Origin of the sequence: Mesorhizobium sp. M3A.F.Ca.ET.175.01.1.1 (assembly GCF_004791945.1) — a bacterium.
In the GTDB taxonomy this organism is placed as follows: Bacteria; Pseudomonadota; Alphaproteobacteria; order Rhizobiales; family Rhizobiaceae; genus Mesorhizobium.
The window spans coordinates 107741-128660 of sequence record NZ_SRTP01000016.1; the positions used below are offsets into that span (position 1 = coordinate 107741).

Annotated in this window: 25 protein-coding genes and 2 pseudogenes; 15 read left to right on the forward strand and 12 right to left on the reverse strand. The window is 65.5% G+C overall.

Translation table 11 applies throughout. From position 1 onward, the window contains the following. Positions 1 to 91 precede the first annotated feature (91 nt). The 5 genes and pseudogenes from EN818_RS27025 (at position 92) to EN818_RS27050 (ending at position 6914) form a co-directional block, all read left to right on the forward strand. Entirely contained in the window at positions 92 to 1294 is a 1203-nt protein-coding gene (locus tag EN818_RS27025; protein WP_129552814.1) for a diaminopropionate ammonia-lyase, read from the forward strand. Between the two features lie 167 nt (positions 1295 to 1461). Next, on the forward strand, positions 1462 to 2655 hold the full coding sequence (locus tag EN818_RS27030) for a diaminopropionate ammonia-lyase (RefSeq protein ID WP_095807621.1): 1194 nt from the start codon (positions 1462 to 1464) through the stop codon (positions 2653 to 2655). Positions 2656 to 2746: 91 nt separating this feature from the next. Continuing rightward, positions 2747 to 3906 (forward strand): annotated as a pseudogene (locus EN818_RS27035) (amidohydrolase). A gap of 256 nt (positions 3907 to 4162) precedes the next feature. After that, complete coding sequence (locus tag EN818_RS27045) at positions 4163 to 6259, forward strand: EAL domain-containing protein (RefSeq protein ID WP_095807620.1); 2097 nt, start codon at positions 4163 to 4165, stop codon at positions 6257 to 6259. Positions 6260 to 6401: 142 nt separating this feature from the next. Further along, positions 6402 to 6914, forward strand: coding sequence for a hypothetical protein (locus EN818_RS27050; RefSeq protein WP_095807619.1), 513 nt, complete (start codon positions 6402 to 6404; stop codon positions 6912 to 6914). 12 nt (positions 6915 to 6926) lie between these two features. Here EN818_RS27050 and EN818_RS27055 read toward each other — a convergent pair whose 3' ends face one another. The 6 genes and pseudogenes from EN818_RS27055 to EN818_RS27080 all read right to left on the reverse strand — a co-directional run. Further along, entirely contained in the window at positions 6927 to 7247 is a 321-nt protein-coding gene (locus EN818_RS27055; protein WP_095807618.1) for a plasmid stabilization protein, read from the reverse strand. A 45-nt stretch (positions 7248 to 7292) separates the two neighbouring features. Then, the gene (locus EN818_RS27060; RefSeq protein ID WP_095807617.1) at positions 7293 to 7493 is read right to left on the reverse strand and encodes a hypothetical protein; all 201 of its coding nucleotides are present in this window, start codon (positions 7491 to 7493) and stop codon (positions 7293 to 7295) included. A 28-nt stretch (positions 7494 to 7521) separates the two neighbouring features. Continuing rightward, positions 7522 to 7734: a hypothetical protein gene (locus EN818_RS27065; protein ID WP_095807616.1), complete on the reverse strand. Its 213-nt coding sequence runs from the start codon at positions 7732 to 7734 to the stop codon at positions 7522 to 7524. A 154-nt stretch (positions 7735 to 7888) separates the two neighbouring features. Next, a complete protein-coding gene (locus tag EN818_RS27070; RefSeq protein WP_129552813.1) occupies positions 7889 to 8386 on the reverse strand; it encodes a hypothetical protein in 498 nt (165 codons plus the stop codon). A 187-nt stretch (positions 8387 to 8573) separates the two neighbouring features. Further along, positions 8574 to 9095 carry a ferritin-like domain-containing protein gene (locus tag EN818_RS27075; protein WP_095807615.1) on the reverse strand — a complete coding sequence of 174 codons (522 nt, stop codon included), beginning with the start codon at positions 9093 to 9095 and terminating at the stop codon, positions 8574 to 8576. 67 nt (positions 9096 to 9162) lie between these two features. Continuing rightward, a pseudogene (locus EN818_RS27080) lies at positions 9163 to 9264 on the reverse strand (KGG domain-containing protein); the annotation flags it as partial. 566 nt (positions 9265 to 9830) lie between these two features. Between EN818_RS27080 and EN818_RS27085 the strand changes: the two are divergent. Both EN818_RS27085 and EN818_RS27090 read left to right on the forward strand, forming a co-directional pair. Further along, positions 9831 to 10064, forward strand: a complete 234-nt coding sequence (locus EN818_RS27085) for a hypothetical protein (RefSeq protein WP_095807614.1) — start codon at positions 9831 to 9833, stop codon at positions 10062 to 10064. Positions 10065 to 10193: 129 nt separating this feature from the next. Further along, a complete protein-coding gene (locus tag EN818_RS27090) occupies positions 10194 to 10418 on the forward strand; it encodes a hypothetical protein (protein ID WP_095807613.1) in 225 nt (74 codons plus the stop codon). Between the two features lie 62 nt (positions 10419 to 10480). Here EN818_RS27090 and EN818_RS27095 read toward each other — a convergent pair whose 3' ends face one another. Further along, positions 10481 to 10711: a hypothetical protein gene (locus EN818_RS27095; protein WP_095807612.1), complete on the reverse strand. Its 231-nt coding sequence runs from the start codon at positions 10709 to 10711 to the stop codon at positions 10481 to 10483. Between the two features lie 378 nt (positions 10712 to 11089). On the opposite strand from EN818_RS27095, the gene EN818_RS27100 reads away from it, so the two are divergent. Then, positions 11090 to 11809 carry a Crp/Fnr family transcriptional regulator gene (locus EN818_RS27100; RefSeq protein ID WP_095807611.1) on the forward strand — a complete coding sequence of 240 codons (720 nt, stop codon included), beginning with the start codon at positions 11090 to 11092 and terminating at the stop codon, positions 11807 to 11809. Between the two features lie 98 nt (positions 11810 to 11907). Here the strand turns inward: EN818_RS27100 and EN818_RS27105 are convergent, their stop codons facing one another. Both EN818_RS27105 and EN818_RS32860 read right to left on the reverse strand, forming a co-directional pair. Then, positions 11908 to 12207: a DUF982 domain-containing protein gene (locus EN818_RS27105; RefSeq protein ID WP_095807610.1), complete on the reverse strand. Its 300-nt coding sequence runs from the start codon at positions 12205 to 12207 to the stop codon at positions 11908 to 11910. A gap of 195 nt (positions 12208 to 12402) precedes the next feature. After that, positions 12403 to 12579 (reverse strand): hypothetical protein, encoded by a 177-nt coding sequence (locus EN818_RS32860; RefSeq protein WP_165349859.1) that lies wholly within the window; start codon positions 12577 to 12579, stop codon positions 12403 to 12405. A gap of 198 nt (positions 12580 to 12777) precedes the next feature. On the opposite strand from EN818_RS32860, the gene EN818_RS27110 reads away from it, so the two are divergent. The 4 genes from EN818_RS27110 (at position 12778) to EN818_RS27125 (ending at position 16533) form a co-directional block, all read left to right on the forward strand. Beyond that, positions 12778 to 13761 (forward strand): SDR family oxidoreductase, encoded by a 984-nt coding sequence (locus EN818_RS27110; protein ID WP_129553996.1) that lies wholly within the window; start codon positions 12778 to 12780, stop codon positions 13759 to 13761. Positions 13762 to 13776: 15 nt separating this feature from the next. Beyond that, a complete protein-coding gene (locus EN818_RS27115) occupies positions 13777 to 14082 on the forward strand; it encodes a hypothetical protein (protein WP_095807608.1) in 306 nt (101 codons plus the stop codon). 316 nt (positions 14083 to 14398) lie between these two features. Continuing rightward, positions 14399 to 15514 (forward strand): flavodoxin family protein, encoded by a 1116-nt coding sequence (locus tag EN818_RS27120; RefSeq protein WP_245420421.1) that lies wholly within the window; start codon positions 14399 to 14401, stop codon positions 15512 to 15514. Between the two features lie 14 nt (positions 15515 to 15528). Beyond that, positions 15529 to 16533, forward strand: a complete 1005-nt coding sequence (locus EN818_RS27125; RefSeq protein ID WP_095807607.1) for a YihY/virulence factor BrkB family protein — start codon at positions 15529 to 15531, stop codon at positions 16531 to 16533. Here EN818_RS27125 and EN818_RS27130 read toward each other — a convergent pair. After that, the gene (locus EN818_RS27130; protein ID WP_135905957.1) at positions 16498 to 16797 is read right to left on the reverse strand and encodes a hypothetical protein; all 300 of its coding nucleotides are present in this window, start codon (positions 16795 to 16797) and stop codon (positions 16498 to 16500) included. The genes EN818_RS27125 and EN818_RS27130 overlap by 36 nt on opposite strands. Before the next feature lie 342 nt (positions 16798 to 17139). Between EN818_RS27130 and EN818_RS27135 the strand changes: the two genes are divergently transcribed. Together EN818_RS27135 and EN818_RS32865 are read left to right on the forward strand one after the other, a co-directional pair. Next, positions 17140 to 18051, forward strand: coding sequence for a hypothetical protein (locus tag EN818_RS27135; RefSeq protein WP_095807605.1), 912 nt, complete (start codon positions 17140 to 17142; stop codon positions 18049 to 18051). Positions 18052 to 18340: 289 nt separating this feature from the next. After that, on the forward strand, positions 18341 to 18517 hold the full coding sequence (locus EN818_RS32865) for a hypothetical protein (RefSeq protein ID WP_095807604.1): 177 nt from the start codon (positions 18341 to 18343) through the stop codon (positions 18515 to 18517). A 246-nt stretch (positions 18518 to 18763) separates the two neighbouring features. Here EN818_RS32865 and EN818_RS27140 read toward each other — a convergent pair whose 3' ends face one another. Together EN818_RS27140 and EN818_RS27145 are read right to left on the reverse strand one after the other, a co-directional pair. Further along, the gene (locus EN818_RS27140; RefSeq protein WP_095807603.1) at positions 18764 to 18952 is read right to left on the reverse strand and encodes a DUF3606 domain-containing protein; all 189 of its coding nucleotides are present in this window, start codon (positions 18950 to 18952) and stop codon (positions 18764 to 18766) included. A gap of 144 nt (positions 18953 to 19096) precedes the next feature. Next, complete coding sequence (locus EN818_RS27145; protein ID WP_095807602.1) at positions 19097 to 19327, reverse strand: hypothetical protein; 231 nt, start codon at positions 19325 to 19327, stop codon at positions 19097 to 19099. Between the two features lie 1076 nt (positions 19328 to 20403). Between EN818_RS27145 and EN818_RS32870 the strand changes: the two genes are divergently transcribed. Continuing rightward, positions 20404 to 20655, forward strand: a complete 252-nt coding sequence (locus EN818_RS32870) for a hypothetical protein (protein WP_095807601.1) — start codon at positions 20404 to 20406, stop codon at positions 20653 to 20655. Positions 20656 to 20920 lie beyond the last annotated feature (265 nt).

Below are 20920 nucleotides of genomic sequence, written 5' to 3' on the forward strand. Positions count from 1 at the left end.
AGACGAAACAAACTTGCATGGAGGCGGCCAAATCAGAGCGCCTTTCTCATGCGCTCTGCAATAGATTTCAGCGCACCACAGGGAAAACGCCATGATGCTGCTCAACCGCCATCCCGAACACGACCAGCCGCTTGCCGCGACCGATGCCGCCACCCTCGGCATCGCCGGCGCCGAGGAGGCGGAGCGTTTCCTCGAAGCCCGCGACAACCATGCCGAGACGCCCCTGCACGCCCTGCCGGCGCTGGCTGGCGCGCTCGGCATCGCTGCGCTGCACGTCAAGGACGAAGGCAGGCGTCTCGGCCTCGGCAGTTTCAAGGCGCTGGGCGGCGCTTATGCCGTCATCCGGCTGGTGCTGGAGGAAGCCGGGAGGCGGCTCGGCCGCGCCGTCGATGTCGGCGAGATCAACGACGCACCAGTGCGCGCGGTCGCCGCGCAGATGACCTTCTGCTGCGCGACCGACGGCAATCACGGCCGCTCGGTGGCGCAGGGCGCCGGCGTGGTCGGCGCGCGCTCGGTGGTCTTCGTCCATGCCGGCGTAAGCCGCGAGCGGGTCGCGGCGATCGCCCGCTTCGGCGCCGAGATGGTCAGGGTCGAGGGCGGCTACGACCATTCGGTGCGCGAAGCCGCCCGCATTGCCGCCGAGCGCGGCTGGACGGTCGTTTCCGACACCTCCTGGCCGGGCTACGAACGCATTCCAGGCCTTGTCATGCAAGGCTATACGGTGATCGTGCGCGAGGCGCTGCGGCGACTGCCCGCGCCGCCCACCCATGTCTTCCTGCAGGCCGGCGTCGGCGGCTTCGCGGCGGCGGTCGCCGGCCATCTGGCGATCGTGCTCGGGGAGCAGCGGCCAAAGGTCGTGGTGGTCGAGCCGGCTCGAGCTGCCTGCATCTACGCCACCGCCGAGGCCGGGCGCCCGATGAAGATTGCGCATGAGCAGCCGACGGTCATGGCGATGCTCGAATGCCACGAGCCGTCGCCGCTCGCCTGGCGCGTGCTGTCGCGCCTGGGCGATGCCTTCATGACGGTCGACGAGGAAGATGCGGTCGCGGTGATGAACCGGCTGGCGCGCCCCCTGGGCAACGATCCGGCGATCGTCTCCGGCGAGAGCGGCGGGGTAGGGCTCGCGGGGCTGATCCGCGCCGCCGAAGACAAGGACATGCGCATGGCGCTTGGCATCGACAGCAGCTCCCGCGTCCTGATCGTCAACTCCGAAGGCGCGACCGACCCGGGCCGCTACACCGAGCTGGTCGGCATGGCGCTGGAAGAGGTCTTGGGGGCACAAGAGCCGGCATGAGCAATTTGACCATCAACGCCGGCCGCCTTCCGGCATGGACCGGCGTCGAGTCCAGCCAAGGCTGTCATCCGGCGACATCAAATCGAAACAAACTTCAATCACTTAGCTCAGACCAGGGCCGCGATTCTCGCGCGCGTCGAAAAGTCCAGTGCCTCGAAGAAAATACCATGATGCTGCTCAACCAGGGTCCCGAACACAACCAGCCCTTGGTGGCGGCCGACGCCGAGTCCCTCGGCATGGCGGGCGCCGAGCGCGCCGAGCAGTATCTCAAGGCGCGTCACAGCCATCCTGAAACGCCTCTTTACGCCTTGCCGGCACTGGCCGATGACCTCGGCATCGCGGCGCTGCATGTGAAGGACGAGGGCCAGCGTCTTGGCCTTGGCAGCTTCAAGGCGCTGGGCGGCGCCTATGCTGTCATCCGGCTGGTTCTGGAGGAGGCCGGCAAGCGCCTCGGTCGCACCGTCGATGTCGGCGAGATCGGCGACGCAAGAGTGCGCGAGATCGCGTCCGGCATGATCTTTGTCTGCGCCACCGATGGCAACCATGGCCGTTCGGTCGCGCAAGGCGCCGGCGTGGTCGGCGCGCGTTCGGTCATCTTCGTTCATGCCGGCGTCAGCGCCGAGCGTGTCGCGGCCATCGCCCGCCTCGGCGCCGAGATCGTCCAGGTCGAGGGCGGCTATGATCATGCGGTGCGCGAAGTCGCTCGGGTCGGCGCCGAGCGCGGCTGGAAGATCGTTTCCAACACGTCCTGGCTGGGCTACGAGCGCGTGCCCGGCCTTGTCATGCAGGGTTATACGGTGTCCTTGCGCGAGGCGCTGCGGCAGATGCCGGAGGCGCCCACCCACGTCTTCCTGCAGGCCGGCGTCGGCGGCTTCGCGGCGGCGATCGCCGGCCATCTGGCGATTCTGCTCGGCGAGCGGCGGCCGAAGGCCGTGGTGGTCGAGCCGAGGCGCTCGGCTTGCGTCTACGCCTCGGCCGAGGCCGGACGTCCCGTGACGATCGCCCATCAGCAGTCGACGGTGATGGCGATGCTCGAATGCGCCGAGCCGTCCCTGATCGCCTGGCGCGTGCTGGCGCGCGTCGCCGACGCCTTCATGACCGTGGAGGAGGAAGACGCGGTCGCGGTGATGAAGCGGCTGGCGCGGCCCGCCGGCAACGATCCGGCAATCGTCGCCGGCGAGAGCGGCGGCGCGGGGCTCGCCGGGCTGATCCGCGCCGCGGGAAGCAAGGACATGCGGGCGGCTCTCGGGCTCGATGCGACGTCGCGCGTGCTCACCATCAACTCGGAAGGCGCGACCGACCCGGCTCGCTATGCCGAACTGGTCGGGGCGCCGCACGACGTGATGCTGCAAACTGCCTGAAGCAGTTTCCGCAAGCGGCCTTCCGTCTGGAATCGCGCGGAGACGAAACCCGATTGCGGGAAAGCGCGCCTGGAACGACAGTGAGGGGACGATGGCCGAACTCGATCAGCACGCGCTTCATCGGGACATGACGGCGTGGCGGCGCGACCTCCACGCCCATCCCGAATTCGGCTTCGAGGAAAAGCGCACCGCAGCCTTCGTGGCAAAAAAGCTCCGTGCGTTCGGCCTGGAGGTGGCCGAAGGTGTCGGCGGCACCGGCGTCGTCGGCACATTGAAGCGCGGCAGCGGCAACCGCGCGATCGCGTTGCGCGCCGACATGGACGCGCTGCGCATCGCCGAGCAGGGCGCTTGCGCCTATCGTTCGCAGACTCCCGGCATCATGCATGCCTGCGGCCATGACGGCCACACGGCCATGCTGCTCGGCGCCGCCAAGCTGCTCGCCGCCGAAGGCGGCTTCGAGGGCACGGTGCGCTTCATCTTCCAGCCGGCCGAGGAATGGGGCAGGGGCGCGCTCGCCATGCTGGAGGACGGCCTGCTCGAGCGCTTCCCCTTCGAGGAAATCTTCGGCCTGCACAACATGCCGGGCCTGCCCATTGGTCATTTCGAGACCCGGAGCGGGCCGGTGATGTCGGCCGAGGACAATTTCGAGATCGTGCTGAAGGGCCTCGGCGGCCACGCGGCGCGGCCGCATGCCGGGCAGGAGACGCTGGTCGCCGCCTGCGCGCTGGTCGTCAATCTGCAGACCATCGTCTCGCGCCGCCTGAGCCCTGCCGATATCGGCGTCGTTTCCGTCACCGAGCTCGTCACCGACGGCACCCGCAACGCACTGCCCGGTCTCGCCCGCATTCTCGGCGACTCCCGCACTTTCCGCCCCGAAGTGAGTGCCGCGATCGAGAACGAAATGCGGCGCATCGCCGAGGGTACCGCGCAGGCCTATAACGTAGCGGCTGAAGTCACTACACGCGCGAGTTCGTGCCTTTGATCAATGACGCAGCGCTCGTCGACGAAGCAATTGCGGCAGCCCGCACCGTGCTGGCCGACGACGCCGTCCGCATCGCCGCCGAGCCGATGACCGCGTCGGAGGATTTCGCCCGCTTCCTGACAAAAGTCCCCGGCTGCTTCGTCTTCCTCGGCAACGGCAACTCCGCGCCGCTGCACAACCCGTCCTACGACTTCAACGACGACGGTCTGCTCCACGGCGCACGTTTTCACGCCGCGGTGGTGAGGAGAAGGCTGGGGGCGGGCGATTAGCAATCTCCCCCCTCGTGGGGGAGATGCCCGGCAGGGCAGAGGGGGGCGCTGTCCTGCCAGCCTCTCAAGTCGTTGCCATCATACTTGAGCCGGTTAGCGGGTCGCATACAATGTCCGCCAACGCCGCGTTCCGTCGCGCCCCCCTCTGGCCTGCCGGCCATCTCCCCCACGAGGGGGGAGATCAGCAGCTTCCCCGGTAACCCTTTCTTCTTTCGTTTCGTGCAGACTTGCGCGGGGGGCGAGAAGAAAACAGGGTATGGCGGACGGCAAGACACGTAACGGCAGGTTCTGGGCGGTGGCGCTCGACCGCGCGCATCTCGGCCTCTGGGACTGGAATCTCTCGACCGGCGACTGCTACTATTCGCCGACCTGGTCGAAGATGCTGGGCTATGCGGAGGGCGAGCTTGCCAACACCGCCGATCTCTGGCTGACGCTCACCCATCCCGACGACCGCCAGCGCGCGATGGACAGCGGCGACCGCCACATCGCCGGCCAGACCGAGTCCATCGAGACGGAACTGCGCCTCAAACACAAGGATGGCCACTGGGTCTGGGTGCTCGACCGCGGCGGCATTGTCGAGCGCGACGCCGACGGCAAGCCGCGCCGGCTGATGGGCGTGCAGACCGACATCACCAAGCAGAAGGAGGCGGAGGCCGCGCTGGAGCAGGTCAACATCCGCTTCCGGCTGGCGCTCGCCGCCAGCGGCACCGGCATCTGGCACCACGACATCGGCACCAACAAGAGCTATTGGGACGCCCGCAGCCGCGAAATCTTCGGCCTTGTCGCCGAAAAGGACGAGGTGACGGCCGACCTCTGGCACACCTTCCTGCACCCCGACGACAAGGAAGCCACCGAACAGGCGCATCAGGTGTCGGCCGGCTCCGACAGGGTGGTGGCGGTGCAGTACCGCATCGTGCGCCGCGACGGCGTGGTCCGCCACGTCGAGTCGCTGGTGCGCTTCATTGCCGGCGTGGGCTCCGCCGGACAGATACTCGGCACGGTGCGCGACATCACCGAGGAGAAGCAGCGCGCCGCCGAACTGGCCTACGCCGCCGAACACGATGCCCTGACCGGCCTCCTGAACCGCGCCGCCTTCGACCGGCTGCTCGGCGACTATATCGGCACCCAGCGGCGGCTGCCGCTGGCCGTGTTCTATGTCGACCTCGACTACTTCAAGGCGCTCAACGATTTCGCCGGCCATGCCGCCGGCGACCTTGCCCTGAAAGGCGTGGCGGCCGGCATCCTCGCCAGCCTGCCGCCCTCGGCGCACGCCGCGCGACTTGGCGGCGACGAGTTCGCGCTGCTCGTGCCCAATTGCGACGATGCCTGCGCAGAGCGGCTCGCACGCGCCGTGCTGGCCGCCGTGCGCGACGCCGATCTCGGCCTTGCCGTGCCCTCGCGCAGGCTCGCGGCCAGCGTCGGCATCGCCTTCGTGCGCGACGCCAACATCACGGTTGCCGATGCGCTGGCCTGCGCCGACGACGCCTGCTACGCGGCCAAGGCCGGCGGCCGCGACCGCTTCGCCGTGTTCTCGCCGAAGGCGGTGTCGGGCTCGGGCGGCCTCAACGCGGCGCGGCTTGCCGCCGACACGGTCGACGCCATGGAGGACGGCAGGCTGAAGCTCTACGGCCAGGAGATCCACAAGCTCGACCGGCCCTGGGCGGAAAGCCGCCATGTCGAGGTGCTGGCCAGGCTCGCCGGGCGCGACGGCAGGATGATCCCGCCGGGCGACTTCATACCCGTGGCCGAACGCTTCGGCATCGCCGCGAGGCTCGACCGCTGGATCATCCGCACGGCGCTCATGCGCCACGCCCAGGCAATGCGTTCGGGCGCCATCTCGCTCGGCTTCAATCTGTCGGCGCAGACGCTGTCGGACCCGCAGCTTTGGGATTTCGTCGACGCGGCAATCGCCGAGACCGGCGCGCCGCCGACCGGCATCGGCTTCGAGATCACCGAGACCGCCGCTGTAACCAATTTCGACGCCGCCGAGCAGTTCGTGCGCCGGGCGCGCGAGCGCCGCTGCCGCGTCAGCCTCGACGATTTCGGCGCTGGCATGAGCTCCTTCGAATATCTCAGGCGCTTCCCGATCGACGCCATCAAGATCGACGGCTCCTTCATCGAGCACATCGCCGACAGCCGCTTCGACCGCGAGATCGTCTCGGCGATTTCAGGCATCGCCAGGAGCATGGGCGCTGCCGTGGTGGCCGAGAAGGTCGAAGAGAAGGCCGCGCTGGAAATCCTCAGGAGCATGGGCGTTACCTACGCCCAGGGCTTCCTGCTGCATCGCCCGGAGCCGCTGGAGGCGATCGTCGCGCGGGCCACCGGCGGACTGCCGCAGAAGCGGTTCGGCTGACGCAGCCGACCGCGCTGCCCGGGACGGAGCGCAAGAGATCGCTAACCCTCTCACCTAGGAAATCCTTCATGGAATTCCTTTACCTGCTTGCCGAACCCACTGTTTTTCCCAGGAATGACGACGGGCACCCGCGAGACCGGCAATGTCTTCACCTCCGACACTGAACGCCGCCGTCCTGATCCAGCAACGCCCGGTGTCGATCGCCAGACCGGTCGGCGACGGTGTGGCCGCGGGCAGCAGTCCCGCGGCATCCGGTGCCGGAGCGTCCCGGTCGCAGACCCTCCACTCCCTGTTCAGCGTGACCGGTCTCAACGTCACGGCCACGAAGGTTCGGCTGATGGAGCGCGCGGGCAAGGAGTTCAGCCTCGAGCAGGGCGACTACGCGTCGGTGATGTCCTATGGCTCGGCCGTCAAGAACGCCGTCGAGGCATTGAAGCAGCACTCTCCCTCCGCCATTGTCGAGATCGAGAAGCAGCTCGGCCTGGACCAGCTTGGCATTCCGCTCGATACGCTGGTCGATGCGATCGTCGATCCGCAGGGCCGCGCCGGCAACGGGTTGGACGTCATGCTGAAGCAGCGTCTTGCCGAGATCGCCGGCGATGGCGCCGGCAAGGTTCCGATCACCGCGGACGAGATCGGCCTCTACGGCCGCTGAGCGCGTCTTGCATCAATGGTGCGCGTGATGCTCGGCGTTGCGCTTGCGGGTCGCTGCTGCCTTCTTGGCCGAGGCGGAACGGTCGGCCGCCGAGCGTGACGCTGACGCCTTGCCGCCGGCCTTGCCACCCTTGTGCGCCGCCGGATGGCCGGTGTGCTTGCCGCGTCCCGAGCCGCCGGCCTTCTTGCCGCCGCCGTCGTCCTTGTTGACGGTCGCCCAGGCGCGCCGCTCGGCTTCCTTCTCGGAGACGCCGCGCTTCTCATAGCCCTCGGCGATATGGTCGGCCTTGCGTTCCTGCTTGTCGGTGTATTTCGATTTGTCTCCGCGTGGCATTTTTCTTCTCCTTTGCGCCTGAGTGAAGGCCAGGGCCACCCGGCCTTATGTATTCTTCTTCTTCTTCACCGCGTCGCCCAGGTCGGAGCGTTCCGGGTCCTGGTTGTTCTCGCCGGCCGCGTCGCGGTCCTCGTCCGGGTCGTCCTTGGCCGGGAGGTAGCCTCTTGGCCGGTTGGCTTTCGGCCCTTCCCACCGCGGCCATTGATCGGAAGTGCCTGGGCGTCCGGTGCGTGGTGTGTTGCTCATTGTCCTGCCTCGCTTTCGGAAGAGCCGTTCAGCCCTCCGCCTTCATGGTTCGTGCGATCCTCAGAAGCTTGTCGCGATCATGCCCGTGCTCCCGGATCAGCTCGCGCGCCTGCTTCGGCGACAGATCGCTGTTCTCGGCCAGGAAGCGCACGTCAGGATCATCGCCGCCCTTTGTCGGCAAATGCGTGCCGGCCGGCTGGCGGCCGGCGCCGGGACGGTGCGGAAGTTCGCTCTTGTTCATCGCTTTCTCCTTCCGATAACGGACCAACCCTGGCGGGAGGGACTGGTTCCCTCCGCAGGCCCGGGTTTGTGCCGCCTTCGGCCGCTCTGGAGCGCCCAGGCAGCGTGGCGGCGCGCCGGCGCGCTCGAAAAAAGCGTTCATGAGCTCCCGGGGCCTAGCTTGCCGCCTTTTCCTCGCGGCGCAGCGAAGCCTCCTTCTTGCGGCGCAGCACCTCGTCGGTTCCAACGATGTCCTTCGCGCCGCCGGAAATGGAGGTCGACACGACCGCAGGCGGATCGCTCGCCGGAAAACTGTCCTCCAGGCCCGCTTCCAACTGCTCTTCCAGCGTTTGCGCGTTCTCGGAGCGGCCCTCGGTGCGGCGTCCCTCGATCTCCTCCAGGTCGCTCTTGGTGTCGGGATGCTCGCGGACGTTCCTGATCGTGGATATGACGAGCTCGACGGCGAACTCCTTCATTGCGTCCGCATGCGGCGCGGCGAGGTCGGCCTCTTCGACGACGCGCACCAGCGCCTGCTCGACCTTGTCCAGTTCCTTCATCCCAAGACAGCTGCCGAGCCGCTGCGTCAAGGCGTTGAGAAGGGCAGGGGCAAAGGTCGAATAGGCCAGCGTTCGCGTCTCGTCGACGCTATCAGGGTGAAGAGTGTGCACGGACATCGGAGCCTCCACTGGTTGTCCTGCGTGAAGCGGCCGTTGGGGCCATCCCTAGGCAACTGCGGGAGGCGCAAGTGGTTCCAGAATGGCTGGAGCGGCAGGCTGGTGTTCAGATGACCGCTATCAACTCGAAGTTGCGGCCCCGGCTGCTGCCAGGGCCGCTTGCTGGTGTGCGAGCGTGCCAAACCCGCTATGCGGCCTTCTGCAGGGCCCGCTCGTTCGCGCCGCTTTCGCCGAGCTTGGTCAGCGTCTCGTCGGTGGCCGACTCTTCCTTCAGCGTCTCGCGCAGCAAGGGCAGGGCGTCCTTGAGGCCGAGCTGTTCGGCCCAGGCGATCAGCGTGCCGTAGCGCGCGATCTCATAATGCTCGACCGCCTGGGCCGCGGCGACCAGGCCGGCATCGAGCGCCGGCTCGTCCTTGTACTCCTCGAGGATTTCCGAACCCTCTTCGATAATGCCGTCGATCGCCGGGCAGGTCTTGCCGCGCGCCGGCTTGCCGAGCAGCTCGAACACCTGTTCGAGGCGGTCGACCTGGGCTTCCGTCTCCATGCGATGCTTCTCGAACGCCGCGCTCACCTCCTCGGCCTGCGCCGCCTTGGCCATCTTCGGCAGCGTCTTCAGGATCTTCTTTTCCGCATAGTAGAGGTCCTTGAGGCCGTCCACGAACAGGGTCTCGAGACCGCTCGCGGCCTGGGACGAACTTTTCTTCGCCATCTGTGTCTCCGTCAGTTGAATTGGGGAAGGCGCCCGCCTTGCTGCGAGCGCCGCTTCGAAGTCAGGACTGGCCGCCCTTGCGGCCGGCTTGCGAGGCGCGCTCGCGGTCTTCGGCGAAGTTGCCGCTGCCGCCCCTATGCTGGCCGCCAGCGTGCTGGCCTCTTTCCATGTCGCCGCCCTGCTGGCCGGCGCGGCCCTTGTTCATGTCCTCGGCTTGCTGCTGCCCGCCGCGCCTTTTGTTCATGTCATCGGCGTTCTGTTGTCCGCCGCTGGGGCGCTGATCCTGATCACGGTTCTTGTGGCTCTGCTGGCCGGCCTTCACATGTTGTTCGTGGCTGCCGCCTTGATTGGCCATGTCGATGCTCCATTGGTCTTGGTTGAGGGTTGTTTCAAGGAGCGTTGATTTCCTTGAGCAATCCTAATCATTGCCCAGATCGGATGTTCCCGCCGAAATATATCGTGACCGTCGTCGCAGGCCTGCTCTCCTGGATCGTGCCGAGCGGGGGGCGGCGCCGCACGACGCCCCACGGTCGCAGCCGCGCTCGGACTGAAGTCCGATCACGCACCGCATTGGGCCTGCCGCCGAAACCAGAAGCGGGGCTGCGAGTTTGGTCAGCGGCCGTCCGAGAAAGCCCCCTCCATCGGCGGCCGTTCTGGGTGCCTGCCAGCCCCCCGTGCTGGCGGGCACCCCATTTGTTACCAACCGCAACGGCGGTATCGACACCGAGGCAAAGCGTGACCCCTATATCGATCCGGCGGGAAGCGGAAAGCGGACCCGCCAACGACAATCATCCTTCCGACAATCCATCGATCCTCGATCTCATCCCGGCCGACGATGATGCTGCCGCCGACATCGCCAGAAGGACCGAGCGGCTGGGCATCGCGGTCGTGATCGCGATCGCGCTTTGCCTCCTCATCGCGCCGGCGATCTACGTCACCTTGACCTATGCGACATCGCTGCTGAGCTGAGCGGATCGGCGCGTCCCTCGGCAGCAAGCTGCGCCAGGCGAAAATTCTCCCGGCTTTTAACAAACTTAATGGTGGAGAGGGCGTTTGACCGCCATTGTCGGCCCAGGGAGATAGGAGGAGGAGGAGGAGATGCCCGTGATCGACATGCCTGCAAGGAACCTGGCCCGCATCATCGACCATTATGTCGAAACCCGAAAGAGTCACGATTGGCCGATCTCCACCGGACAGGCCGTGACCGCCATCCGCTGCGTGCTGCCGCAATGCACGCTCTCCGACAGGCAGATCGCCGATCTCGTAGCAAGCGCAGCCATCGCACGCCACCGCAACCTGGCGTTCGACCATTCGGCGGCGTGAAGGGGTTCCAATCCAAGCAGGTCGGGCGCCCGTAGGTGCCCGGCCGAGTTGCGTGACCGTGCTCAGCTCCACGCGGAATCGAGAGTGAGGGAAGCCTCGAAGATCTGTTCCTTCTCGTTGCGCACCTTGACGGTGATCTTCAGGCGGTCGCCGGCCGGCATCTCGTCGCGGGCGATGTCATGCAATATCCGCAGCGCCTCCATGCCCGCTCGCTCGCGGCTGGGAAAGAGCTGTCCTTCGCCGTCCAGCTGGGTCTGTTCGGTGTTGTAGAGATCAAAGAAGAAGCGTTCCATCGGTCAGTCCATCCCCGGCATTGTCGATGTTCAATTCTTCGCAGCCGGCATGGTTCCAAACGCCTGGTGCGGAGCCGATGAGCGTCCTGTCCCGGCCCGGAATGGCGTAAAAGCAAAGGGTTACTGCATGTCGCGCAAAACTGTGCAGCGGTTTTGCGGAGACGACATGCATAGAACAAAGACCTGAAGCGCGTCGCCCGGATCCGTTTCAGCGCGGTGCGCTTCTAGACCCGCGGGATGCGGTGGACGCTGGACCGGCCAGGAGCAGGTTCGCGCTGAAGCGGCACCATCGGCCGGCCAGCCGCGGCGGCCGCCTGCAACCACGCATGCTTCCGAGCGTTGGGCTGGAAAGTACGAACGGCGGATTGGAAACGCTGCATGCTCGAGCCCCTTTATCTGAACCTTGGCCAGCACGATGTCCTCTCGGATGCGGAGAAGGCGCTGCTGGCCGGCGCCATGTCCAGCGAGAAATATTTCGTCCCCGGAGAAGACATCGTGACGATGGGCTCGCGGCCGAGCTTCAGCACGCTGATCCTCGACGGCTTCGCAGCACGCTACAAAGTGCTGGAGAATGGCGGACGGCAGTTCACCGCCTTGCACGTGGCCGGCGATTTCGTCGACCTGCACGCTTTTCTGCTCAGGACGATGGACCACGGCATCATCGCGCTCTCGCCCTGCCACATCATCGCGGCGGACCACACCAAGCTGCGCGCCATCACCGAGAAGGCGCCGCATCTGACGCGGCTGCTGTGGCTGGACACGCTCGTCGACGGCGCCATCCACCGCGAGTGGATCGTGGCCATGGGCCGCCGTTCGAGGATGGCGCATCTGGCGCATCTCATATGCGAGCTGTTCGTCCGCCTCCAGGTCGTCAAGAAGACGCGCGAGATGAGCTTTCATCTTCCGCTGTCGCAGGCCGAGCTCGCCGATGTGCTCGGCCTTTCGGTGGTTCACATGAACCGCGTCATCGGCACGCTGCGCCGCATGAACGTGATCAGCTGGGCGAACCATATGATCACCATCCTCAACTGGGATCGCCTGGCGGAGATTGCCGAGTTCGACCCGACCTATCTCAGCATGACCTGCGAGCCGCGCTGACCTGACGGATGCGCGTTGGCGGAATGCGCCTGGCGCTATCCAGATGCAGCTCGACGCTATTCAGATGTGCTTGGCGCCTATCCAGGATGCGCCTTGCGCTATCCAGGCGGCGCCTTGCGGCGCGAGGACAGCTCGTCGAGCATGGTGAGCGCGGCACTGGGCTCGGCGGGCCTCAACAGTCCCTGCCGTGCGGCAACCTTCTTGAAGAGTGCGAAGGCGACCGCGGGCCGGCAGATCCCGGCCATCGCGTCGTCCACCAGGCGCACGGCTGCGAGGTAGTCGGGCGCATCCTTGTTCTTCCATGCTCCGCCAAGCGCTTTCTTGGCGTCGGCGATCGAGGATACCATCATCGTGCCGCCGTTCACGAAGCGGATGGTCAAAGGCAGAAATCGGCTCATGCGTCACTCACCAGCCCAGCCATTCGCGCGTGCGCAGGGCCAGCCCGACGAAGGGGGCCGCCGTCAGCAGGGCGGCCGCCAGAACGAAAAGCGGGTTGTTCATCCGAAAGGTTTTCATGTTTTGACACCACAGGGACAGAGATCGCCATAAACGAAGACCGGGCCGCCGGGTTGCACTCGTGCGGTTGGCGAGGTCTACATGTTGCTTGCCGGCCGGACCGGCGGCCCGGGCCTGTGCGGCGGCCGCGGGCGCGGCTTCAGCGGCTCGTCGGAAAGCGAGGCGCGGATCAGCCTGTATGGCTGTGGTGACAGGGCAGCATGCCGGCCGCGCAGTTTCGCCGACAGTCTGCCGATCAGATTTCGAACGTCCATGGGACTCCTCCTGAGAGCAGAGTCCCCCCAAAACGGGGATAGGCATATCGCGCCTTTCGGCCGCGCGCATTTAACTTTGATGTAGCTGCGCCCCCTTACCAAGCCCGCCGCGGCTCGACCGATGCGAGCCAAACTTTTTGCGCCGGCATGCGTTGTCCTTCGAAAGCGAAGGAGAAAGAGATGCCGGCAAACTCCGCCATGTCGACGAAATCCGATAGCCAACAGACCGTTCGCAAGCAGCGCGCCGTGCAGCGCAACATAGACGCCAAGGATAAGGCCAAGGACAAGGCCAAGCCGAAAGCGAAGTCGCCGGGCGCCATGCAGGCGGGCGCGCGCAAATACCCGGAGCCGCCGTTCCCGAAGCAGCATCATCCCAAGCCCGGCCAGGAATGGGCCATCGATCCGGCGCCCCTTTACGACGCGCCGTTCTGGCAGGGATCGAACAAGCTCGACGGCAAGGTGGCGCTGGTCACCGGCGGCGACTCCGGCATCGGGCGGGCCGTCGCCGTGCTGTTCGCGCGGGAAGGAGCGGACGTCGCCATCGTCTATCTCAGCGAGGACCGCGACGCCAAGGCGACCAAGCAGGCGGTCGAGGCCGAGGGCAGGCGCTGCATCATCCTGCGCGGCGACGTCGCCAAACGCGCCTTCTGCCGCAAGGCCGTGGCCGAGACCGTCAAGAGGCTGGGACACCTCGACATTCTCGTCAACAACGCCGCCTTCCAAATTCATGCGAGCGAATTTGCCGACCTCACCGAGGAGCATTTCGACACCACGCTGAAGACCAATCTCTACGGCTATTTCCACATGGCGCAGGAAGCCGTCCCACACCTGAAGCCGGGCTCGGCCATCATCAACACCGGCTCGGTCACCGGCATCGAGGGCTCGAGGGAACTGGTCGACTATTCGATGACCAAGGGCGGCATCCACGCCTTCACTCGGGCGCTCTCCGGCAACCTGATCGCCAAGGGCATTCGCGTCAACGCGGTCGCGCCGGGACCGGTGTGGACGCCGCTCAACCCGTCGGAAAAGGAGGCCGAGGATGTTTCGCAGTTCGGCGCCAAGACGCCGATGAAGCGTCCCGCCCAGCCGGAAGAGATCGCGCCGGCCTATGTGTTCCTCGCCTCGCCGCAGTGCTCCAGCTACATCACCGGCGAGATCCTGCCGATCGTCGGGGGTTACTGAACCGAGGAGGATCCCATGAAGAGAGTTGTTCTTGCAGCAGTCATTGGGCTCTTGTCGGCGCTGCCTGCGATGGCGCAGGCGGACGAAGAGCCAATGCACAAGCAGACGCAGAACTGCCAGGCAAAGCCCGATCCAAACGACCCGCAGCAGAAACTGAAGCAGCAGGCCGACACGGACGAGTTGTCGCAGCAGCTGAACGATTGCGGCGGCGTGCTGAAGCCGCCGCCGACCGGCGACAAGAACGCCACCCCGCCACCGCCGACCGGCAGCGAGATGCCGATCATCAAACCGGGCGACGTGCCGCCGCAAACAGCGAAGTAAAGGAGAGAAACTCGCCTTGCCTGGAACTTTTGCCAAAGGCGCGAGTTCTGGCGGGTAGTTCCCGAAACTTCGTGTTTACTCCCGAACTTGTCAGCCCCGGTTCCTCCCAACCGGGGCTGTTTTTCGATCGGAGCTCTGGCCTCGCCGAGGCAGGGAACCATCGCGCCGACGCCGAATTGATGTTGGCGGGCCGCGTCAGCCGGACCTGGTGGCAAAGAGAACAGGGCTGGTTTCTCCGGCTTCCCGCCCTGGCCAACGAAGAGGCAGTCGAGCTCTTGTCCCACCCGGCCCGCTCCGATCGGGCGTGGGGCAATCCATGGCGAAAGACATGAATCCGATGATAGCTGGACCCGGGCCGAGCAAAGAGCCGCGCAAGGGAATGCCGAGCCCGCGTCTGGACGAGAACGAATTCAAGGCGCGCTATCGCCGGCGCTTCTATGACCCTGCCTTCCGGTCCGAGGACGAAGCCGTCGCTAGGCTGGCCGAGATCGCCTGGCAGGCCTATCGAGAGGAGCGCAAAGCCCCGATCACCCGCAAGGCGGGGCAGGGCTTTCATGATCCCGACTATGACCTCTCGGTCGAATGGTTGGCCGCGAGGGATGCGGTCGAGGCGGCGCAGCGCCGCCACCGGGACAAGGCCGCGCCGTCGCGCATCCTGTTGATCAACGGCTCCTCGCGAAGCGAGCACACCTGTCCGGGCGAGATGTCGAAGAGTTTCCGGCTTGTCGAGCTGGCGCGGCGGACGATCGCGACAAGGCCAGGCTTTTCGGTCGAGTTGCTCGACCTGGCGCGGCTCGCCTCCGAATACGGCCGCAAGATCTATCCGTGCAAGGCCTGCTTCTCGACGGCGGCGGCGCTCTGCCACTGGCCGTGCTCCTGCTATCCCAACCATTCGCTCGGCCAGATCGACGACTGGATGAACGACATCTACCCGCTCTGGGTCGAGGCGCATGGCGTGATGATCGTGACGCCGGTCAACTGGTATCACACCTCCTCGCCGGTGAAGCTGATGATGGACCGCCTGGTCTGCGCCGACGGCGGCAATCCCGATCCGTCGCTGACGCAAGGCAAGAACGCCACGCTCGCCAAACAGGCCGAGCTCGCCGGCTGGGCCTATCCACGCCATCTCGAAGGCCGGCTGTTTTCCGTCGTCGTCCATGGCGACACGGAAGGCGCCGAAAACGTGCGCCACGCGCTCGTCGACGCGCTGCGCTCGATGAAGCTCGACCAGGTCGGCGAGGCGGCCGAGCTCCACCGCTATATCGGCTACTGGAAGCCCTATGCGACCAGCCATGACGAGCTCGACGCCGACAGTGCCGTGCAGACGGAGGTGGCCAACGCCGCGCTGGCGCTCGCCGAGGCCGTCGAAAAGCGCCGGGCCGGGTCGTTCGAGACGATCGGAGCGGCGCTCGAGGATCCGCGCCCGAAATAGAGACGGTGAGAGCCATGCATCGCTGGTTTCAGGAAGCCTGGATACTGCTGAAGGAAAGCCTCACCGGCTACCTCAACGACAATGCGCTGAGCCATGGTGCGGCCATGGCCTTCTACGCCACGACATCGCTGGCGCCGATCCTGCTTATCGTGGTGGCGGTCGCCGGCTTCGTCATCGGCAACGACGCCGCCCAGCTCGCGCTCTCGGCGGAGATCTCGGGCGTGATGGGGCCGGAGAGCGCCGATCTGCTCAAGGCGACGATCGAGACCGCCTCGCAGCGCTGGTCGGGAACGCTCGCCACCATCATCGGGTTTGTCACGCTGCTGATCACCGCTTCCGGCGTTTTCGGCGAGATGCAGCAGTCGCTGAACGAGATCTGGAAGGTCGAGCCCAATGGCGTTTCGCTTTCGCGCCTGGTGCGGGCGAGGGCGGCGAGCCTCGGACTGGTCGCCGCGCTCGGCTTCATGCTCCTGGTCTCGCTCGCCGCGAGCACCGCGATCTCGGCCCTGAGTGACGTCATCAATCGGCACCTGCCGTTCGGCGAGTTGATCGTGAGCTCGATCAACACCGTCGTCTCCTTCGTGCTGATCGCGGTTCTGTTTGCCGCTATCTACAAGGTCCTGCCGGACCGTCGGCTGAAATGGCGTGATGTCGCCGTAGGTTCGCTGGTCACCACGCTGCTCTTCACCATCGGCAAGTCGCTGATCGGCTGGTATATCGGCAGCAGCTCGATCGCGACCTCCTACGGCGCGGCCGGCGCGCTGATGGTGGTGCTGCTGTGGGTCTATTACTCGGCCCAGATCTTCCTGTTCGGCGCCGAGATCACCCGCGCCTATTCGGTGCGGCGCGGCAGCCGGCCCGACCTCGCGCCCGTGGTGGCCGCGGCCAGCGGCGACAAGGCAAGGCCGGTCGGCCGGCCAGTCACCAAAACGCCGGACCGTGAGGTTACCAGGTGGATTGTGATCAGCAGCCTGATCGCCACGCTAATCTCGCAGCTGCGGGGAGGAAGGCATGGTTGATGCTGCCGGCCGGTGATTGACCGGTCCGGTCGGACGCTGCCCTGTCGCGTGGTCCCGCCGCTCCTCCTGGCGGTGTTCGATTTCATAGGAAAGCCAGCGGCAGAACATGCCGATGACGGAGGTGGAGGTGCCGCCGAGCAGGCAGACGATCAGCAGTGGGTTTTGTGACGCATGCTGCCAGCTGACGATCGTCAGCAGCACGACGCTTGCCGTCGAGATCGAATAGCCAAGGCCCTTGAGCAGATGCAGTGACGATCTGGTCATGGCGTCGTGCAATTCCCGGTCGTGGTTTCCGAAAACGCCGGTCAGCGTGTCTGCGAACCCTGAGCCGTCCAAGTGGAACATTTGGCCGCGGCTGAAGTTCCTTTGCCGCGAGACTGCGCCCTCGCCGCGGCAGCGGCGAGGGCGCTGGGCGAAGGCTATGACTGCCGCGGCCTGCCCTGAACTTCGCCGTGTAAAGCTTTGGAACGAAAGCCGATTCCGGGAATTGCTACTGTGTCTCAAATACAGGAGGTTCCCATGGGACGCGGCATACTGCTTTGGCTGCTCGGAGTTCCGATTCCAATCATCATCCTGCTCATGCTGTTCGCGCGGTAGGAGTTCGAGATGAGCACCGTAGTTTCTGACGTCGCCGTTTCCGGCGCCAAGGAATCCTCATCGTCCGCGGTGAGCTGGGGGCCGATCATCGCCGGCGCCTTCGCCGCTTCGACGCTGACCATCATCCTGATGCTGATCGGCTCGGGGCTCGGCCTGACCATGGTCTCGCCATGGACCGGCGGCAGCGCCTCGCCAACCACATTCGCGGTTTCTGCCGCCGTCTGGCTTGTCGTCGTGCAATGGCTGTCGGCGGGGCTCGGCGGTTATCTCACCGGTCGCCTGCGGACCAAGTGGGTCGGCATCCACGACGACGAGATCACCTTCCGCGATACCGCGCATGGCTTCCTCGCCTGGGCGCTCGCGACGCTGCTCGTTGCGGGCGTGCTCAGCTCCGCTCTGTCGGCGGCCGTCGGCACAGGCGTGCAGGCGGCCTCCAACGTCGCCTCCGGCGCTGCGATGGGCGCGTCTTCTGCCGCGGCGGCGAATGCCGGTGATGGCACCGCCGACAACGGCATGGGCTATTTCGTCGATACGCTGTTCCGTCCTGCCGATGCCGGTACGGTCGCCTCGGCTGGCCAGAACGATGCCGGTGCGACTGCGCAAGCTTCGCGCATCCTGGTTGCCAGCGCAGCCAGGGGCGAAGTGACGGCCGACGACAAGGCCTATCTGGCGAAGCTGGTCGCTGCCCGCACAGGGCTCTCGGAGGCTGATGCCGCCAAGCGCGTCGATACCGTCATCGCCAACGTCGAGGATGCCAAGAACAAGGCCAAGGCCGCCGCCGACACCGCCAGGAAGGCAAGCGCCACCTTCGCCTTCGTCGGCGCCCTGTCGATGATCGTCGGCGCTTTCATCGCCAGCGTTGCCGCCGCCCTGGGCGGCAAGCAGCGCGACGAGGACGAGGCGCTGTTCGTTCGCGACTGATCGCGGCGGGCTTCGCGGTCTCGCCGGCAACGCCGATCCGGACCCGCGGCATCCCGGAACAAGTCGGCCGGGAGGCGGTTCAGTTAGAGCCAGAATGTTTCTGGTACTCCAGCAAGACTTGCCCGCCGGCCTGCCGGCGGGCCTTTTTGCCAGCTTGAGCAGCGAATGCAGCGTCCTCGGTCTGGCCGGGACCGCGCGCAAATCACGCCGGCTTCACATTTTGTTTCATCGGTGAGCCTCCGTGAAACCACCTTCCATCCAGTCGGTTCAATGGGAAAGGAGGTGGCGCATGAAATCGCCGGACAATGATGGCAAACACAAAGAAGCCGAAGTCTCGCTGCTGGCGCCTCGCCTTGCCAAAGCAGCCGAGATCTCCGAGGAGCAGGCGCGCGAGCTTGTGGAGCTGATCGGCACCGACTGGGCCTCCCTGTTGCGCGAGGCCCGCTTCCTGAAGGCCCGGCATTGATATTCTTGCGGCTGGAGGAGGGTCGAACCGAACGGACGCGTCAAGCGCCTTCGACGCTCGGGAGATTTTGGTTCATGGCATGAGGTTCGGGGTCGCCAGACACTCCTGGCGAGGCCCCAGCCTTTCCTGCCGTGGCCGGCGGGTTTTTCTGCGTTGAGGGCGCCGGCTATCCCGCGGCGCTGCCGCGGCAGTCGAGAAGATCACCGGCAAGCCGATTTCGCCGAGGGCCTTCCACCCGATAGAGCGCTACTGTGAGCCAAGTGCCTTGGCTTCGCGCTCGAGCGTCGCCCGGTCGTTGCCGTGCTTGCTGATGAGTTCTCGCGCTTCAGGGATCGTCAGCTGGAATTTCCTCGCGAAATAGGCGACCTCATATTGCTCGTCGCCCGAGACGCGGTCGCGATCATGGAAATCGCGTTTGCTTTTGTCGTCAGCCATGGCTGTTCCTCCTGGCAGAAGAAACAGCGGCCGCAGGCGAATGTTCCGCGTGCTGGAAGCCGGCCGCCCGGCTCTCACTCATGCGCCGAAGAAGGCCGCGCGGAGGGTACTAGGCACCGCTGGGGATGTGGCGCCAGCGGTCCGCTAATGCCAGCTATCCGTGAAGGTCAGCGTGGCGGTATAGACCACTTGCCCACGTTCATCCCGCACCGAAGCAATGTAACTGCGATCTCCCCGCTGCTTCTCTTCCATGGCAATGGCCGGCAGCGTCCACGAAACAGCCTTTCGGACATCGTCCGGGGAGTCCAGATGGACACCCAGATCGTCGGCAGTGCGATGGCCGTTGGCGCTGATGTCGAAGAAATAGAGTGGCATGGCTCGCCATGGTGCCGGAGCGGGACAGGGGCGCATTCACCTGGGTTAGGCGATGTGGTTTTTCACATGAAAGAGCCCGCTCCTGAGGCTGATGGGCGGGCTCTTGTCGGGGCCTCCTGGGGCGTCTCCCAATCAAAGGGCGACCTGCCATTTCCCGACCCGGCGCGTTCTGCGTCGCGCCGTCCTACTCAACACCGTTACCGGGAAAATGTTCCTCGCCAGGCTTCGAGCGCGGCGGATTTGGCAACTTCATCATCGAGGCGACCAGGGAGGCGATAGCGCCAATCCGCATTTCGGAGATGATGCGCAAGGGCAGCAGCAGCGGATAACCCACCCCAAAGGAACGAAGGCGGCATACAGCGCGTTGGTTTCCCCAATTTTAGGGTCCTGAGCACGTGGAAGACTGTGACGATCATCATTGGAAATTATGGGTGGAGGCGCTCAAGTTGCGGGCGGAACGGCGACGGCTCCTTGCCGAGATCCGCGCCCAACAACATCTGGCGCAGGAAGTTCGCCTCAAGGTCCAGGAGGCCCGCGAGCGGATCGGGGCTGGGCGTGCCGTGAGATAGCGGATCGCTCCGGCCGCAGATGCCCGCCATCTGGGGAGAATGGCGGATCCCCTTCACTTTCCAAAAACCGACGACGGGAGGGGTTCACATGCGGCGTGTGCAAATCAGCAGCGACAGCAGGACCAATGCTTGGTGACATCGGACCTCGGTCGGATCGGTTTTTTAACCTTTGTTACGGCGCATCCAACGGTGAAGCCGCACAGTTGGAGCCGCGTCGGGCCTGAATTGGTGTCGGGGTGGGGTCCGGTTTGCAGTCACCCAAAGCAGACCGGACGAGGAGGCCCGTTGTCGGAGCGCACAGCCGACAACGGGCCCAATCCACGCCAAGTGGTGTTCAAGCAACCTCTAACGGAACATTCGCCGGGTCACTCGGTTGGGTGTCGCGGTGCGGTGACCCTTGGCCAGGAGCCGCGCCGCAGTTGGCCGGCACGCATTCGGGAGCCTGCTCGACCTCCGCGGCAGGGCTCGTTCAATCCAACATCGAGCGGGTTGGGAGTTGGGCTGACCATGAATTTTCCCTTCGCAGAGGGTACGCTCGGCGAGAAGTTGGAGGCCGGCACGGGCCTCTCCGTCTATTGTCTTAACTGTAAGGAGTCCGCGATCCTGAACGTCGCCGAACTGGTGCGGCGGCTCGGCGCCAACCAGTCCTGCATGCAGCACGATTTGGTCAAAGTCATCTTTTGCCAGGAATGCCGCAAGGCCGGTCGCGACGATCGAAATCTGCAATTCACGAACCATGTTCGGACGCCCGACGAATGACGGCAGCGCTCGCCAGCGCGCCTTGGTGCGCATCCTGATTTCCTGTCGCCCACAAGTGTGTAGCGCTTCTGGGGAAACGATAGTCGTAAAGAACAAAGACTTGAAGCGCGTCGCTTGAAGCCGTTCAGCGTGAGGTGCTTTAGCGAAAGTGACCGGCGCCTGTTGCCTGTTGGGGGGAAACCCGGCGCCGGCCCGGCGAACCCGAAGTTCGCCGCGCATTCAGACCTAGCCGACAAAGGTTGGCAGCCGCGACATCAAAAGATGC